This window comes from Achromobacter pulmonis (genome assembly GCF_002885955.2).
Taxonomy (GTDB): Bacteria; Pseudomonadota; Gammaproteobacteria; order Burkholderiales; family Burkholderiaceae_B; genus Achromobacter; species Achromobacter pulmonis_A.
On record NZ_POQS01000001.1, the window covers coordinates 209,974 to 225,191 of the forward strand.

Sequence of the window (15,218 nt, forward strand, 5' to 3'; positions counted from 1 at the left end):
GACTAGCGCGTCTTTCCAGAGCCGTACACGAGGAGACCGTCACATGTTGGGCCAGCGTATCGTTACCGCCGTCATCCTGTTGGCCATTCTGGCCGCCACGATGGTCAGTGCGAATCCTTGGTGGTTCGTCGCCTTGCTGGCCCTGGCGGCCGCCTGCGCCAACTGGGAGTGGCTGCGCCTGACGCTGCCGCAACCGCCTTCCCCCCTGATTTCCGTCGGCGTGGCCGCGCTGCTGCTGGCCGGCATGCTGGCGCTCGCGTCGGCCTGGCTTGCGGGCCAGCGCAGCGGCGTGGCCGATCCGGCCTGGGTGCTGCGCTATGTGGTGCCCGCGGTGTGCGCCGTATGGCTGTTCGGCGGCGTCACGGCAGTGGTGCGCGGGCGCGCCGACGCGCCGCCGGCCAGCGCGGGCTGGTCGCTGTTTTCGGTGCCGGCGGCATTCGCCGCCTGGGCCGTGCTGGCGCAGATGTTCATGGCGCGCGGCGCCGGCTTCGTGGTGTCGCTGCTGGCGCTGGTGTGGGTGGCCGACATCGCCGCCTATTTTGCCGGCCGTGCGTTCGGCAGGCGTAAACTGGCTCCGCGGGTCAGTCCCGGCAAGACCATCGAGGGCGCCATCGCCGGCGTGCTCGGCGCGGTCGTCTGGATCGGCCTGTCCAGCCTGTGGGCCGGCACCTTCGGCCACGCCCTGGTCGAGCGCTGGACGCTGTGGCTCGCGCTGCCGATCGCCGCGCTGCTGGGCGTGCTGTCCATCGTCGGCGACCTGTTCGAATCGTTGCTCAAGCGCCGCGCCGGCCGCAAGGATTCCAGCTCGCTGCTGCCCGGCCATGGCGGCGTCTACGACCGCATCGACGCGATCCTGCCGGTCGCGCCGTTCGCGCTACTTTTGTCTGGAGTGTTGTTTTGACGGCTTTTCAACGCGTCGTGGTGCTGGGATCGACCGGTTCGATCGGTGAAAGCACGCTGGATGTGATCGCCCGCCACCCCGAGCGGCTGGCGGTGTATGCCTTGTCCGCCTACAGCCGGATGCAGCGCCTGGCGGAACAGGCCGAAGCCAGCGGCGCGGCGGTGGTGGTGGTGCCCGACGAGGCCGCCCGCCGCCAGTTCGCCGCCGCCTGGAGCGGCGCGCGGCCCATGCCCGAGATCCGGGTCGGCGCGCAGGCGCTGGCCGATACCGCGGCCGACCCGCAGTGCGATTCGGTCATGGCGGCCATCGTCGGCGCCGCGGGCCTGCCCGCCGCGCTGGCGGCCGCGCGCAGCGGCAAGCGCGTGCTGCTGGCCAACAAAGAGGCGCTGGTGGCCGCCGGCTCGCTGTTCATGCAGGCCATACGCGACAACGGCGCCGAACTCCTGCCTATCGACAGCGAACACAACGCGATCTTCCAATGCATGCCCACCGGCGGGCGCGCCCTGGCGCCGGATGCGCCGGCGCCCGGCGTGCGGCGCCTGCTGCTGACGGCCTCGGGCGGACCGTTTCGCGGCCGCGACCTGGAAGACCTGCACGACGTCACGCCGGCCCAGGCCTGCGCCCATCCCAACTGGAGCATGGGCCGCAAGATCTCGGTGGATTCCGCCACCATGCTCAACAAGGGCCTGGAGGTGATCGAGGCGCACTGGCTGTTCGCCATGCCGGCCGAACGCATCGAGGTCGTGGTGCATCCGCAGAGCGTGGTGCATTCCATGGTCGAGTACAACGACGGTTCGGTGCTGGCGCAGCTGGGCCAGCCCGACATGCGCACGCCGATCGCCTACGGCCTGGGCTTTCCCGAGCGGCTGGAAAGCGGCGTGGGGCCGCTGGACCTGACGCGCCTGGGACGGCTGGACTTCGAAAAACCCGATCTGGCCCGGTTCCCGTGCCTGGCGCTGTCGTTCGCGGCGCTGCGCGCCGGGCAGGGCGCCTGCGTGGCCCTGAACGCCGCCAACGAAGTGGCCGTCGAGGCCTTCCTGGCGGGCCGGCTTCCCTATACCTGGATCGCGCGGGTGATCGAGGCTTCCCTGGAGTGGCAGGCGCGACAGGGTTCTGTTACGCTCGGTAGTCTTGACGACGTGCTTGCCCTGGACGCCGCCACGCGCGCGTACGCGGGCAACCTGGGGCTGGCCTGAAAGGCAGGGCAAGGTCCGGTTGAATTCAGACCCGCCCGCCACCGATTCCCCGGATTTTTAAGAATTTCATGCTTTTTACGCTGCTGGCCTTCGCGGTTGCGCTTGGCACCCTGATCGTCTTTCATGAGCTGGGGCACTATTGGGTGGCCCGGCTGTGCGGCGTCAAGATCCTGCGGTTCTCGGTAGGTTTCGGCAAGGTCGTCGCCAGCCGCTACGACCGCCACGGCACCGAGTGGGCGCTGTCGGCCTGGCCGCTGGGCGGCTACGTCAAGATGCAGGACGATCCCCCTCCCGGCGCCAGCGCCGAGGAAGCGGCGGCCGCCTTCAGCCGCAAGCCGGTCGGCCAGCGCATCGCCATCGTCGCGGCCGGCCCCATCTTCAACCTGATCCTCGCGGTATTCCTTTATGCCGGCCTGAACATGGCCGGCACCGAGGAGCCCGTGGCCGTTATCGCCCAGCCCGCGGCCGAGACCCCCGCCGCCCGGGCCGGCCTGCTGCCGGGCGACCGCATCCTGGCCATCGACGGCGAGCAGATCGCCTCCTGGTCGGACGCGCGCTGGCGCCTGATGGACGTGATGGCCACCGGCGGCACCACCCAGATCGAGGTCCGCAACGCCAGCGGCTCCGTGCACCTGCGCGAACTGGCGCTGCCCTCCAATTCCATGGACCCCTCCGGCGGAGACCCGCTGGCGGCCGCCGGCATCCGGCTGGCCCAGCCCCGGCCCGCGGTGCGCGCCGTGATCGACGGCGGGGAAGGGCAGGCCGCCGGCCTGCGGCCGGGCGACCTGGTGGTGGCGGTCGATGGCGCGCCCACGCCCGACACCGGCGCCCTGGTCCGGCAGATCCAGGAAAGCGCCGGCAAGACCCTGGCGCTGACGCTGGTGCGCGACGGCGCCGAGATCTCCCTGAACGTCACCCCGCGCGTCGAAACGGTGGACGGCCGCGAGATCGGCCGGCTGGGCGTGCAGCTGGGCGGCGACGTCCCGATGGTGACGGTCCGCTACGGTGTGTTCGAAAGTCTGTGGCGCGGCGCGGTCCGCACCTGGGACACGGCGTGGTTCTCGCTGCGCATGATGGGCCGCATGGTGACCGGCGACGTGTCCTGGCGCAACGTCAGCGGCCCCGTGACCATCGCCGACTACGCCGGCCAGACCGCGAGAATCGGAATTGTTGCTTATATCGCGTATATCGCCTTGATCAGCATCAGCCTGGGCGTTCTAAATTTGCTACCCATTCCTATGCTGGACGGCGGCCATCTGCTGTACTATCTCGTCGAAATTGTGCGGGGCAGCCCGCCGCCCGCGAGGTGGATCGATATCGGACAGCGCGCCGGCATAGGTTTGTTGGCAGGCCTGATGGGGCTGGCGCTGTTCAACGATTTCACGCGTTTGTTCACCTGAGCGCGATTTAGGGAACCTCTGAACAAGTCCAACGAACCTGTCAGAATATAAGTTATTGAAAACAGTCCGATCCGAGTGAACCCGATGAGCCAGTTGAGTTTTTCCGAAGCCGAGTACGTTGGCAAACGCAAGAAAACGCGCCGTGAGAAGTTTCTGGCCAAGATGGAGCGTGCGGTGCCGTGGAAGCTCTTTGCCGATCTGGTCGATCCGCATTACCCCAAACCGGGCATCGGTCNATAAAATCCCCCGCCATTTGCACGACCGAGGATACTCAAGGATGTCTTTTCGCCGGATGTTTCATCACAAAAAGGGTGTACTGCCGGGTCTGATCGCCGCACTGCTAGTACCGGCCATGGCCCACGCCTTCGACCCTTTTGTCGTGCGGGATATCCGCGTAGAAGGGATCCAACGCACCGACGCCGGCACCGTCTTCGGCTATCTGCCCGTCAAGGTTGGCGAACAGTTCACCGAGCAAGAGGCCACCGAGGCCATCCGGCGCCTGTACGGCACGGGCTTTTTCTCCGACGTGCAGATCCAGACCGACAATAACGTCGTCGTGGTGGTGGTGCAGGAGCGCCCCACCATCGCCTCGGTCAACTTCAACGGCATGCGCGAGTTCGACTCCAAGGCCATCACCACGTCGCTGGCGCAGGTGGGCTTTGCCGAGGGCCGCATCTTCGACCGCTCCATGCTCGAACGCGCCGAATACGAACTCAAGCAGCAGTACCTGTCCAAGGGCAAGTACGGCGTCGAGGTCACCGCCACCGTCACGCCGCTGCCGCGCAACCGCGTGGGCGTGAGCTTCGACGTGTTCGAAGGCTCGGTCGCGCGCATCCAGGAAATCCGCTTCGTCGGCAACAAGGCGTTCTCCGAAGGCGATCTGCTGGACGTGTTCCAGCTGACCACGCCCGGCTGGCTGACCTGGTACACCGACACCGACAAATACTCGCGCGAGAAGCTCGAAGGCGACCTGGAACGCCTGCGCTCGTTCTACCTGGACCAGGGCTACCTGGAATTCTCGGTCGAGCCGCCGCAGGTCACGATCTCGCCGGACCGCAAGGACATCCGCATCACCATCACCGTGCACGAGGGCGAGCCCTACAAGGTGCGCAGCGTGAAGCTGGCGGGCAACCTGCTGGGCCTGGACAAGGAAATCAACGCGCTGCTGCAGGTCAAGCCTGACGAGACCTTCTCCGCGGCCAAGGCCAACGACTCGGCCAAGGCCATTACCGACTACCTGGGCGAACTGGGCTACGCCTTCGCCAACGTCAACCCCAACCCGCAGCTGGATCGCGCCAAGCACGAGGCCGACCTGACGTTCTACGTCGACCCGAGCCGCCGCGTATACGTGCGCCGCATCCAGATCGGCGGCAACACCCGCACCCGCGACGAGGTGGTGCGCCGCGAGATGCGCCAGCAGGAAGCGGCCTGGTACGACGCCAAAGACATCAAGACCTCGCGCGACCGTATCGACCGCCTGGGCTATTTCAGCGACGTCAACGTCAAGACCGACCCGGTGCCGGGCTCGCCCGACCAGGTCGACGTCAACGTCGACGTCAAGGAAAAGCCCACCGGCATGATCAACCTGGGCGTGGGCTACGGTTCGTCGGAAAAGGCGATCCTGTCGGCCGGCATCAGCGAAGACAACGTGTTCGGCAGCGGCACCAACCTGACCCTGCAGCTGAACACCAGCAAGACCAACCGCGCGATCGTGCTCTCGCACACCGATCCGTACTGGACCAAGGACGGCATCAGCCGCACGTCGTCGGCCTACTACCGCGTGACCGAGCCCTGGAACAACAACGACGGCGACTATCGCGTCAAGGCCATGGGCCTGGGCATGAACTTCGGCGTGCCGATCTCGGAATACGACCGCATCTTCCTGGGCGCCAACTTCGAACGCAACCAGATCGAGCTGTACAACAACTCGCCGGCCGCCTACGAGAAATTCGTTGACGACTACGGCGATTCGACCAACTCGGTGATCCTGAGCGCGGGCTGGTCCAAGGACACGCGCGACAGCGCGCTGGCGCCGACCAAGGGTTCGTACACCCGCCTGAAGGCCGACGTTTCCACCATCGACCTGCAGTACACGATGCTGACGGCCCAGCAGCAGTACTACGTGCCGCTGGGCGGTTCGTACACCCTGGCCCTGAACGGCCTGGTGGACTGGGGCCAGAGCTACGGCAGCAAGGACTACCCGGTCATCAAGAACGTCTACGCCGGCGGCATCGGCACCGTGCGCGGCTACGAAGGCTCCTCGCTGGGCCCGCGCGACACCAAGACGGGCGACTACCTGGGCGGCACGCGCCGCATCGTGGCCAACGCCCAGCTGTACCTGCCGTTCCCGGGGGCCTCGAAAGACCGCACCCTGCGCTGGTTCATCTTCTCGGATGCGGGCCAGGTTTCGGCCGGCAGCGGCCTGTCTTGCACCAACGGCAAGCCGGGCAGCGAGGTGGAAGATCCTTGCGGCTGGCGGTTCTCGGCCGGTATCGGCCTGTCGTGGCAGTCGCCGATGGGGCCGTTGCAGTTGTCGTACGCGCGTCCGCTCAACGCCAAGCAGGGCGACGACAAGCAGAGCTTCCAGTTCCAGATCGGGACCGGGTTCTGAGCGCCGTTACGCTTGAAAACAAGGCAGGAGGCCGGCTGGCCGGCTCCCTTGCCGTTTAGTGGCACAATACACACTTTGGCTTTGCCTTACTGGAAGGTGAGATTTTCATGATGTCTGATTCCGCACTTAAAACATCGAATTCGCTGCGCGCCAAGCGCCGCGGCAAGCTGGGGGGTTCCATCGCCCTGGTGGGTGCGCTCATTCTCGGTTCGGCTGCAGCGATTCCCGCGCAGGCGCAAGGCACCAAGATCGGTTTCGTCAACACCGAGCGGATCCTGCGCGAGTCGGGTCCGGCCAAGGCCGCCCAAAGCAAGATCGAAGCCGAATTCAAGAAGCGCGACGATGAACTCCAGCGCTTGAACAACAACCTGCGTTCGCAGGCCGAGAAGTTCGACAAGGACGCGCCCGTCCTGTCGGAATCCGACCGCGTCAAGCGCCAGCGTGAACTGTCCAACCTGGATACCGACCTGCAGCGCAAGCGCCGCGAGTTCCAGGAAGACTTCAACCGCCGCCGCAACGAGGAATTCTCGGGCATCGTGACCAAGGCCAACGAGGCCATCAAGCGCATCGCCGAGCAGGAAAGCTACGACCTGATCATTCAGGACGCCGTGACGGTCAACCCGCGCATCGACATCACCGACAAGGTGATCCAGAGCCTGGGCAAGTAAAACAGCAGCTGTCGCACCATGCCGGTTTTACTGGATCTTGTCCGCGCGCCGACGCTTGAAGCACTGTTGAGCGCCGCCAATACCCAGGGTCTGGACTGGCGTATCAGCGCGCAGCCTGGCGCAGACCCGTTGCGGGTCTGCGGCATCGGCACCCTGTCGTCGGCGGGCCCCCAGGAAATCGCTTTCCTGGCCAATCCCCGCTACCAGAGCCAGCTCGGCGCCACGCGCGCCGCCGCGGTCATCGTCTCCCCCGACGTGGCCGAGGCCCTGGAGGCCGAGGGCAGCGCCCGGCCGCCTTTCGCGCTGGTCGTCTGCAAGCATCCCTATCTGCTTTACGCCCGCGTGGCGCAGTGGTTCGACGCCGCCCGCCGGCCCGAGCTGCCCGGCAGCACGCATCCGTCCGCGGTGGTGGCCGAAGACGCCGTCATCGAAGAGGGCGCCCGCATCGGCCCGCATTGCGTGGTCGAGGCCGGCGCCCGGATCGGCCGCGGCGCGGTGCTGGGCCCCGGTTGCGTCATCGGCGCCGGCTCGTCCGTGGGCCCGGGTAGCCTGCTGCATGCCCACGTCACCCTGTACGAAGGCGTCAAGGTGGGCGCGCGCGCCATCATCCACAGCGGCGCCGTGCTGGGCGCGGACGGCTTCGGCTTCGCGCCGGACCCGACGCTGGGCCAGGGCGCCTGGGGCAAGATTCCGCAGCTGGGCGGCGTGACCATCGGCGATGACGTCGAGATCGGCGCCAATACCACGGTCGACCGTGGCGCGCTGGAAGACACCATCGTGGCCGACGGCGTGAAGCTGGACAACCAGATCATGATCGGGCACAACTGCCGCATCGGCGCGCATACCGCGATGGCGGCCTGCGTCGGCGTGGCCGGCTCGACCACGATAGGCGAGCGCTGCACCATCGGCGGAGCCGCCATGCTGTCGGGCCACCTGACGCTGGGCGACGATGTCCATATTTCGGGCGGCACCGCGGTCACCTCCAGCATTTCGAAGCCCGGCCGCTATACCGGCGTGTTCCCGTATGCGGAGCACGGCGACTGGCAGCGCAACGCCGCCGTGATACAGCAGTTGGCGCAATTGCGCCGCCGCGTGCGGACGCTGGAAAAAGAGTAGGGCGCATCGCCGCCCCGGCGCGTCCGCGCCGCGAAATTATTTCACTTTGCAGGAAAGCACAGAAAAATGGAACTCGACATCAAGGGGATCATGGAGAGGTTGCCGCATCGTTACCCGATGCTGCTGATTGATCGCGTCGTCGAAATGGTGCCTGGCAAGTCCATCGTGGCCATCAAGAATGTCTCGATCAATGAACCGTTTTTCAACGGCCACTTTCCGCATCATCCGGTGATGCCCGGCGTGCTCATCGTCGAAGCCATGGCGCAGGCCGCGGCGCTGTTCTCGTTCACCGACGAGGACGGCGGGCTCAAGTGCGAAGGCGCCAAGACGGCGTATTACCTGGTCGGCATCGACGGCGCGCGTTTCCGCCGCCCCGTGGTGCCGGGCGACCAGCTGCGCATCGAGGCGCAGGCAGAGCGTTTGAGCCGCAGCATCTGTAAATACAATGCGCGCGCCACGGTGGACGGCCAGGAAGTCGCCTCGGCCAAGCTGATGTGCGCGATCCGCAGCCTGGAAGACTAAATGGCAGGAAACATTCACCCCACCGCCGTCGTCGATCCGGCGGCCAAGCTCGATCCTAGCGTGGTGGTCGGCGCCTATGCCACGATCGGTCCCGACGTGACCATCGGCGCGGGCACCGAAATCGGCCCGTACTGCATGGTGGACGGGGTGACGACCATCGGGCGCGACAACCGCTTCTACCGCTATTGTTCCATCGGCGGCATGCCGCAGGACAAGAAGTACAAGGGCGAGCCCACCCGCCTCGAGATCGGCGACCGCAACACGGTGCGCGAATTCGTCACGCTCAACACGGGCACCGTGCAGGACGGCGGCGTCACCACGCTGGGCGACGACAACTGGATCATGGCTTACGTGCACGTGGCGCACGACTGCCACATCGGCAGCAACACCATCCTGGCCAATTCGGTGCAGCTGGGCGGCCACGTCCATGTCGGCGACTGGGCCATCGTGGGCGGCCTGACCGGCGTGCACCAGTTCGCCCGCATCGGCGCGCACAGCATGACCGGCGGCAACAGCTCGCTGATGCAGGACACGCCGCCTTTCGTGCTGGCCGCCGGCAATCCGTGCCGGCCGGTAGGCGTGAACGTCGAGGGCCTGAAGCGCCGCGGTTTCACCGCCGCCCAGATCTCGGCGCTGCGCGACGCCTACAAGATCATCTACCGCCGCGGGCTGTCCCTGGACGCGGCGCGCGCCGAGCTGCGCGCCCGCCAGCAGGCCGAACCGGAAGCCGCCGAGCACCTGCAGACGATGCTCGACTTTCTGGACGTCGCCAGCCGCGGCATCATCCGGCCATGAGCTACCGGATCGGCATGGTGGCCGGCGAGCCTTCGGGCGACCTGCTGGCCGGCCGCATCATTGCCGGTCTGCAGGCCCGCGATGCCGGCGTGCGCTGCGAGGGCATAGGGGGGCCGCAGATGCAGGCCCGCGAATTCGACGCCTGGCATCCCATGCACGCGCTGACCGTGTTCGGCTACGTCGACGCGCTCAAGCGCCTGCCCAGCCTCCTGGGCACCTACCGCGACGTCAAGCGCCGCTGGCTGGCCGAGCCGCCCGCGGTCTTCGTCGGCATCGACGCGCCGGACTTCAACCTGCGCCTGGAGCACCAGCTGCGCCAGGCCGGCACGCCCACCGTGCATTTCGTCGGCCCGTCGATCTGGGCCTGGCGCTACGAACGCATCCACAAGATCCGCGAATCGGTGTCGCACATGCTGGTGCTGTTCCCGTTCGAGGAAGAGATCTACCGCAAGGAAGGCATTCCGGTCACTTACGTGGGCCATCCGCTGGCCGGCGCGGTGCCGATGAAACCCGACCGCGCCGCCGCGCGCGAGCGCCTGGGCATAGACCAGAACGCGCGCGTGCTGGCCATCCTGCCGGGCAGCCGCTCGTCCGAAATCCGCCTGTTGGCGCCGCGCTTCCTGCAGGCCGCGCAGCTGCTGCAGAAGAAAGACCCGGCCCTGCAATGCGTGGTGCCCATGGTCAACGACCAGCGGCGCGCCGAATTCCAGGCCATCCTGGCCCAGTATCCGGTGCCCGGGCTGCGCTGCGTGACCGCGCAGGACCTGCACGGCGAGGGCGGCGAACGCCAGGCGCCGGTGGCCTGGTCGGTCATGGAGGCCGCCACCGCGGTGCTGGTGGCCAGCGGCACGGCCACGCTGGAGACGGCGCTGTACAAGCGTCCCATGGTGATCTCCTACGTGCTGTCGCCCTGGATGCGGCGCATCATGGCCTGGAAATCCGGCCAGCAGCGGCCTTATCTGCCGTGGGTGGGCCTGCCCAACGTGCTGCTGCGCGATTTCGCCGTGCCCGAACTGCTGCAGGACGACGCCACGCCCGAAAAGCTGGCCGAGGCCACCTGGACAGCGCTCAGCGACGAGGCGCTGGCGGCCCGCATCGAGGCCCGCTTCACGGCCTTGCATCAGGATTTGTTGCGCGATACGCCGGCGCTGGCCGCTCAGGCGATCCTGGAGGTGGCCGGTGGAGCAGCCTGACCTGTTCGCCGCGCCCGAGCAGCCGCCGCTGGTGACGGCCGGCGTCGACGAGGCCGGCCGCGGCCCGCTGGCTGGCGCCGTCTACGCCGCCGCCGTGATACTCGATCCCGCCCGCCCCATCGCCGGGCTGGCGGACTCCAAGGTGCTCAAGCCCGAGACGCGCGAGGCGCTGGCGCTGGAGATCCGCGAATGCGCGCTGGCCTGGTTCGTGGCCAGCGCCAGCGTCGCCGAAATCGACAGCCTGAACATCCTGCGCGCCACCATGCTGGCCATGCAGCGCGCGGTCCAGGGCCTGTCGGTGCTGCCGCAGCTGGCGCTGGTCGACGGCAACCAGGCTCCCAAGCTGGGCTGCACGGTGCAGACCGTCATCAAGGGCGACGCGCTGGTCCCGGCGATTTCGGCCGCTTCCATCCTGGCCAAGACCGCGCGCGACGCGGACCTGCTGCGGCTGCACGCGCTGTATCCCCAGTATGCGTTCGACCAGCACAAGGGCTACGGCACGCCGCTGCACCTGCAGATGCTGCGCGAACACGGCCCCTGCGCCGAGCACCGCCGCAGCTTCGCGCCCATCAAGGCCTTCGGCCTGACGCCATGAAGCACATCAGTTCCCGCGACAACCCCGCGGTCAAGGCGCTGGCCAGGCTGGCCGGCACCGCCGGCAAGCGCGGCGCGCCCGTGCTGCTGGACGGCGTGCACCTGTGCCAGGCCTGGCTGCAGCACTACGGCGCGCCGGACCGGGCGGTGTTCGACGTCGAGCGCCTGTCGCAGCCCGACATCGCCGCGCTGGCCGCGGCCGTGCCCGAGGCCCGCTCGCTGGCCCTGGACGCGCGGCTGATGCAGTCGCTGGCCAGCGTCGAAAGCGGGCAGGGCGTGGCTTTCCTGGTCACGCCGCCGGCCGTCGAGCCGCCCGACGCCATCGCCGAGAATTGCGTGCTGTTCGACCGTATCCAGGACCCGGGCAACGTAGGTACCTTGCTGCGCACTTGCGCGGCGGCCGGCGTGAAGCGGGTGTTCCTGGCGACCGGCACGGCCGCGGCCTGGTCTCCCAAGGTGCTGCGCAGCGGCCAGGGCGCGCATTTCGCCCTGGCGATCCATGAACACGTCGATCTGGCCGCGCTGCTGCCGCGGCTGCGGGTGCCGCTGGTGGCCACCGCGCTGGAAGGCGCCCGGGACCTGTACGCCGGGCAACTGCCGGCGCGCTGCGCCTGGGTCTTCGGCCACGAGGGCCAGGGCGTGGCGCCGGCCCTGCTGGCCGCGGCCCGCCTCAAGCTGCGCATCCCGCACGACGAGGCCGCCGTGGAATCGCTCAACGTGGGCGCGGCGGCCGCCATCTGCCTGTTCGAGCAGCGCCGCCAGGCGCTGGCCGGCGGCGCGGGCTGAGCCGCGCCTGGGGCCCGGTCTCAGCCGCGGTCCAGCCCCACTTCCTGCAGCACCGTGGTCGCGATCTCCTCGATCGACTTGGTGGTGCTGGACAGCCACGAAATCCCCTCGCGGCGCATCATGCGCTCGGCCTCGGCCACTTCGTAGCGGCATTGCTCCAGCTGGGCGTAGCGGCTGTTGGGACGGCGTTCGTTGCGCACCTCGGCCAGCCGCTCGGGCTGGATCGACAGGCCGAACAGCTTGGCGCGGTGCGGCGTGATGGTCGAGGGCAGGGTGCCGCGCTCGAAATCGTCGGGCGTGAGCGGGAAATTGGCCGCCTTGATGGCGTATTGCATGGCCAGGTACAGGCTGGTAGGCGTCTTGCCGCAGCGCGATACGCCCACCAGGATCACGTCGGCCTGGTCCAGCTGGTTGACGAACTGGCCGTCGTCGTGCGCCAGGCTGAAGTTGATTGCATCGATCCGGTTGCGGTATTTTTCCGAATTGGCCAGCATGTGCGAGCGGCCGATGGAATGGCTGGATTTCAGGCCGAGGGCCTGCTCGATATGGCTGACGAAGGTGCCGAACAAGTCCAGGAACACGCCGTTCGCCTGGCGAACACGGGCCAGCATGTCCGGGTTGACCAGGGTGCTGAACACGATGGGCGGGACGCCCGCTTCCTGGGCGCTGCGGTCGATCCGCATGGCGACTTCTGCGGCTTTTTCCAGCGTGTCGACGAAGGGCAGCCGCACCGGCTTGAATTCGACGCCCTCGAATTGCGAAAGCACCGACTGGCTGAAGGTTTCTGCGGTGATGCCGGTGCTGTCGGAAACGATGTAAACCGTGCGTACGATCGAGGTAGATGTCATGTGTAAAAAATTCCAACCAGGCCGATGGCCGGATGTACTCGACCGAGTACAATCAGGCCCCTATAAGTCACCCCAAGGGCGGTCCAAGGCCAGTTTGGTCAGCGCGTAAAAACACGGCAGGGCAGGGTTGCCGCGTTCGCTTTCTACGCATTGACCAAACTCGCTTTCATTCCATTGTAAAAGGTGACTTCAATGTCGTATGTTGTTTTGTTCGAGCAGCTCCGCATGACGGACGTGGACTCGGTAGGAGGCAAGAACGCATCACTAGGCGAAATGATCAGTCAGCTGTCCGGCGCGGGCGTGCGCGTGCCGGGCGGCTTCGCCACGACCGCGGACGCCTTCCGCGACTTCCTCAAGGCTTCGGGCCTGGACAAGCGCATCGCTGAGCGCCTGAGCACGCTGAACCCCGAAGACGTCCGCGAGCTGGCCAACGCCGGCGCGCAGATCCGGCAATGGATCGTCGAAGCGCCGTTCTCGGCCGAATTCGAAAAGCAGATCCGCGACGCCTTCGCCAAGCTCGACGCCGACGGCAAGGGCTCGTTCGCCGTGCGTTCGTCCGCCACCGCCGAAGACCTGCCCGATGCGTCCTTCGCCGGCCAGCAGGAAACCTTCCTCAACGTGGTCGGCATCGATGACGTGCTGGACAAGATCCGCCACGTGTTCGCCTCGCTGTACAACGACCGCGCCATTTCCTATCGCGTGCACAAGGGCTACGCCCACGCCGACGTCGCGCTGTCGGCCGGCATCCAGCGCATGGTGCGCTCCGACAAGGGCAGCGCCGGCGTGATGTTCACCATCGACACCGAATCGGGCTTCCAGGACGTGGTGTTCATCACCTCGTCGTACGGCCTGGGCGAGACCGTGGTGCAGGGCGCCGTCAACCCCGACGAGTTCTACGTCTTCAAGCCCACGCTGGCCCAGGGCCATTTCCCCATCGTCGGCCGCCGCATCGGCTCCAAGCTCATCAAGATGGAGTTCGACCCCGAGCGTCCCGAAGGCCGCGCCGTGCGCACCGTCGACGTGCCGGTGTCCGAGCGCAACCGTTACTCGCTGACCGACGACGAGGTCAATGAACTGGCCCGCTACGCCGTCATCATCGAGAAGCACTACGGCCGCCCCATGGACATCGAATGGGGCCGCGACGGCGTCGACGGCAAGATCTACATCCTGCAGGCGCGTCCGGAAACCGTGAAGTCGCAACAGGGCGCCGCCGACGTGCAGCAGCGCTACCGCCTGAAGGCCACCGGCCAGGTCCTGATCACCGGCCGCGCGATCGGCCAGAAGATCGGTTCGGGTCCGGTGCGCGTGGTCGGCGACATCTCCGACATGGACAAGGTCCAGCCGGGCGACGTGCTGGTCACCGACATGACGGACCCCAACTGGGAGCCCGTGATGAAGCGCGCCTCCGCGATCGTGACCAACCGCGGCGGCCGCACCTGCCACGCGGCCATCATCGCGCGCGAGCTCGGCATTCCGGCCGTGGTCGGCTGCGGCAACGCGACCGACGTGCTGAAGGAAGGCCAGGCCGTGACCGTCTCCTGCGCCGAAGGCGACGAAGGCCGGATCTACGACGGCCTGATCGAGACCGAGGTCGAGGAAGTGCGCCGCGGCGAAATGCCCGCCATCGACCTGAAGATCATGATGAACGTGGGCAACCCGCAACTGGCCTTCGACTTCGCCCAGATCCCCAACGGCGGCGTCGGCCTGGCGCGCCTGGAATTCATCATCAACAACAACATCGGCATCCACCCGAAGGCGGTGCTGGACTACCCGAACGTCGACGGCGAACTGAAGAAGGCCGTGGAATCGGCGGCCCGCGGGCACGCCAGCCCGCGCGCGTTCTTCGTCGAGAAGATGGCCGAAGGCGTGGCCACCATCGCCGCGGCCTTCTATCCGAAGCCCGTCATCGTGCGCATGTCGGACTTCAAGTCCAACGAGTACCGCAAGCTGGTCGGCGGTTCGCGCTACGAGCCCGAGGAAGAGAACCCCATGCTGGGCTTCCGCGGCGCGTCGCGCTACATCGCCGACGACTTCGCCGAGTGCTTCCGCATGGAATGCGAGGCGCTCAAGAAGGTGCGCGACGAAATGGGCCTGACCAACGTCGAGATCATGGTGCCCTTCGTGCGCACGCTGGGGCAGGCCGAACGCGTGGTCAACCTGCTGGCCAAGCATGGCCTGGCCCGCGGCGAGAACGGCCTGAAGCTCATCATGATGTGCGAAGTCCCGTCCAACGCGATCCTGGCCGACGAGTTCCTGCAGTACTTCGACGGCTTCTCGATCGGCTCGAACGACATGACCCAGCTGACCCTGGGCCTGGACCGCGATTCCGGCATGGAACTGCTGGCCGCCGATTTCGACGAGCGCGACGACGCCGTGAAGTTCATGCTGCGCCGCGCGATCAAGGCCTGCCTGGCCGCCAACAAGTACGTGGGTATCTGCGGCCAGGGCCCCAGCGACCACCCCGACTTCGCGCAGTGGCTGAAGGACGAAGGCATCCTGTCGATGTCGCTCAACCCGGACACGGTTGTGGACACCTGGCAGCGCCTGGCCAAGAACTGATCGGATCGCCGGTTTGAGAAACCCCGCGT

Annotated in this window: 13 protein-coding genes and 1 pseudogene; 13 read left to right on the top strand and 1 reads right to left on the bottom strand. The window is 67.2% G+C overall.

Annotated features, from left to right (window positions below; genetic code table 11):
• Positions 1 to 43: 43 nt before the first annotated feature.
• The 12 genes and pseudogenes from C1I89_RS00985 to C1I89_RS01040 all read left to right on the top strand — a co-directional run bounded on the left by C1I89_RS00985 (position 44) and on the right by C1I89_RS01040 (position 11,782).
• Positions 44 to 901, top strand: a complete 858-nt coding sequence (locus C1I89_RS00985) for a phosphatidate cytidylyltransferase (RefSeq protein ID WP_102770950.1) — start codon at positions 44 to 46, stop codon at positions 899 to 901.
• Positions 898 to 2,097 carry a 1-deoxy-D-xylulose-5-phosphate reductoisomerase gene (locus C1I89_RS00990; RefSeq protein WP_102770951.1) on the top strand — a complete coding sequence of 400 codons (1,200 nt, stop codon included), beginning with the start codon at positions 898 to 900 and terminating at the stop codon, positions 2,095 to 2,097. Before C1I89_RS00985 ends, C1I89_RS00990 begins: the two co-directional genes overlap by 4 nt.
• Positions 2,098 to 2,165: 68 nt before the next feature.
• Positions 2,166 to 3,497 carry an RIP metalloprotease RseP gene (rseP, locus tag C1I89_RS00995; protein WP_102770952.1) on the top strand — a complete coding sequence of 444 codons (1,332 nt, stop codon included), beginning with the start codon at positions 2,166 to 2,168 and terminating at the stop codon, positions 3,495 to 3,497.
• An 84-nt stretch (positions 3,498 to 3,581) separates the two neighbouring features.
• Positions 3,582 to 3,731 (top strand): annotated as a pseudogene (locus tag C1I89_RS01000) (IS5/IS1182 family transposase); the annotation flags it as partial.
• Between the two features lie 43 nt (positions 3,732 to 3,774).
• The gene (bamA, locus tag C1I89_RS01005) at positions 3,775 to 6,108 is read left to right on the top strand and encodes an outer membrane protein assembly factor BamA (RefSeq protein ID WP_102770953.1); all 2,334 of its coding nucleotides are present in this window, start codon (positions 3,775 to 3,777) and stop codon (positions 6,106 to 6,108) included.
• Between the two features lie 107 nt (positions 6,109 to 6,215).
• Positions 6,216 to 6,776 (top strand): OmpH family outer membrane protein, encoded by a 561-nt coding sequence (locus C1I89_RS01010; RefSeq protein WP_102770954.1) that lies wholly within the window; start codon positions 6,216 to 6,218, stop codon positions 6,774 to 6,776.
• Between the two features lie 18 nt (positions 6,777 to 6,794).
• The gene (gene lpxD / locus C1I89_RS01015) at positions 6,795 to 7,892 is read left to right on the top strand and encodes a UDP-3-O-(3-hydroxymyristoyl)glucosamine N-acyltransferase (RefSeq protein ID WP_102770955.1); all 1,098 of its coding nucleotides are present in this window, start codon (positions 6,795 to 6,797) and stop codon (positions 7,890 to 7,892) included.
• A 66-nt stretch (positions 7,893 to 7,958) separates the two neighbouring features.
• Complete coding sequence (gene fabZ, locus C1I89_RS01020; RefSeq protein WP_102770956.1) at positions 7,959 to 8,414, top strand: 3-hydroxyacyl-ACP dehydratase FabZ; 456 nt, start codon at positions 7,959 to 7,961, stop codon at positions 8,412 to 8,414.
• The gene (lpxA, locus tag C1I89_RS01025) at positions 8,415 to 9,209 is read left to right on the top strand and encodes an acyl-ACP--UDP-N-acetylglucosamine O-acyltransferase (RefSeq protein ID WP_102770957.1); all 795 of its coding nucleotides are present in this window, start codon (positions 8,415 to 8,417) and stop codon (positions 9,207 to 9,209) included. It abuts the gene before it with no gap.
• Positions 9,206 to 10,402, top strand: a complete 1,197-nt coding sequence (gene lpxB, locus C1I89_RS01030) for a lipid-A-disaccharide synthase (protein WP_102770958.1) — start codon at positions 9,206 to 9,208, stop codon at positions 10,400 to 10,402. Before lpxA ends, lpxB begins: the two co-directional genes overlap by 4 nt.
• Positions 10,389 to 10,997 carry a ribonuclease HII gene (rnhB, locus tag C1I89_RS01035; protein ID WP_102770959.1) on the top strand — a complete coding sequence of 203 codons (609 nt, stop codon included), beginning with the start codon at positions 10,389 to 10,391 and terminating at the stop codon, positions 10,995 to 10,997. The genes lpxB and rnhB overlap by 14 nt, the downstream gene beginning before the upstream one ends.
• Entirely contained in the window at positions 10,994 to 11,782 is a 789-nt protein-coding gene (locus C1I89_RS01040; protein WP_102770960.1) for a TrmH family RNA methyltransferase, read from the top strand. Before rnhB ends, C1I89_RS01040 begins: the two co-directional genes overlap by 4 nt.
• 20 nt (positions 11,783 to 11,802) lie before the next feature.
• Here the strand turns inward: C1I89_RS01040 and ppsR are convergent, their stop codons facing one another.
• Positions 11,803 to 12,630 carry a posphoenolpyruvate synthetase regulatory kinase/phosphorylase PpsR gene (gene ppsR, locus C1I89_RS01045; protein WP_102770961.1) on the bottom strand — a complete coding sequence of 276 codons (828 nt, stop codon included), beginning with the start codon at positions 12,628 to 12,630 and terminating at the stop codon, positions 11,803 to 11,805.
• 192 nt (positions 12,631 to 12,822) lie between these two features.
• Here ppsR and ppsA point away from each other — a divergent pair, with 192 nt between their 5' ends.
• The gene (gene ppsA / locus C1I89_RS01050) at positions 12,823 to 15,189 is read left to right on the top strand and encodes a phosphoenolpyruvate synthase (RefSeq protein ID WP_102770962.1); all 2,367 of its coding nucleotides are present in this window, start codon (positions 12,823 to 12,825) and stop codon (positions 15,187 to 15,189) included.
• Positions 15,190 to 15,218 lie beyond the last annotated feature (29 nt).

Coding starts and splice junctions, on each gene's coding strand:
- lpxB (WP_102770958.1), top strand. CDS start 9,206: ATGAGCTACCGGATCGGCATGGTGGCCGGCGAGCCTTCGGGCGACCTG.
- C1I89_RS01010 (WP_102770954.1), top strand. CDS start 6,216: ATGATGTCTGATTCCGCACTTAAAACATCGAATTCGCTGCGCGCCAAG.
- rseP (WP_102770952.1), top strand. CDS start 2,166: ATGCTTTTTACGCTGCTGGCCTTCGCGGTTGCGCTTGGCACCCTGATC.
- ppsA (WP_102770962.1), top strand. CDS start 12,823: ATGTCGTATGTTGTTTTGTTCGAGCAGCTCCGCATGACGGACGTGGAC.
- lpxD (WP_102770955.1), top strand. CDS start 6,795: ATGCCGGTTTTACTGGATCTTGTCCGCGCGCCGACGCTTGAAGCACTG.
- ppsR (WP_102770961.1), bottom strand. CDS start 12,630: ATGACATCTACCTCGATCGTACGCACGGTTTACATCGTTTCCGACAGC.
- C1I89_RS01040 (WP_102770960.1), top strand. CDS start 10,994: ATGAAGCACATCAGTTCCCGCGACAACCCCGCGGTCAAGGCGCTGGCC.
- C1I89_RS00985 (WP_102770950.1), top strand. CDS start 44: ATGTTGGGCCAGCGTATCGTTACCGCCGTCATCCTGTTGGCCATTCTG.
- bamA (WP_102770953.1), top strand. CDS start 3,775: ATGTCTTTTCGCCGGATGTTTCATCACAAAAAGGGTGTACTGCCGGGT.
- fabZ (WP_102770956.1), top strand. CDS start 7,959: ATGGAACTCGACATCAAGGGGATCATGGAGAGGTTGCCGCATCGTTAC.
- lpxA (WP_102770957.1), top strand. CDS start 8,415: ATGGCAGGAAACATTCACCCCACCGCCGTCGTCGATCCGGCGGCCAAG.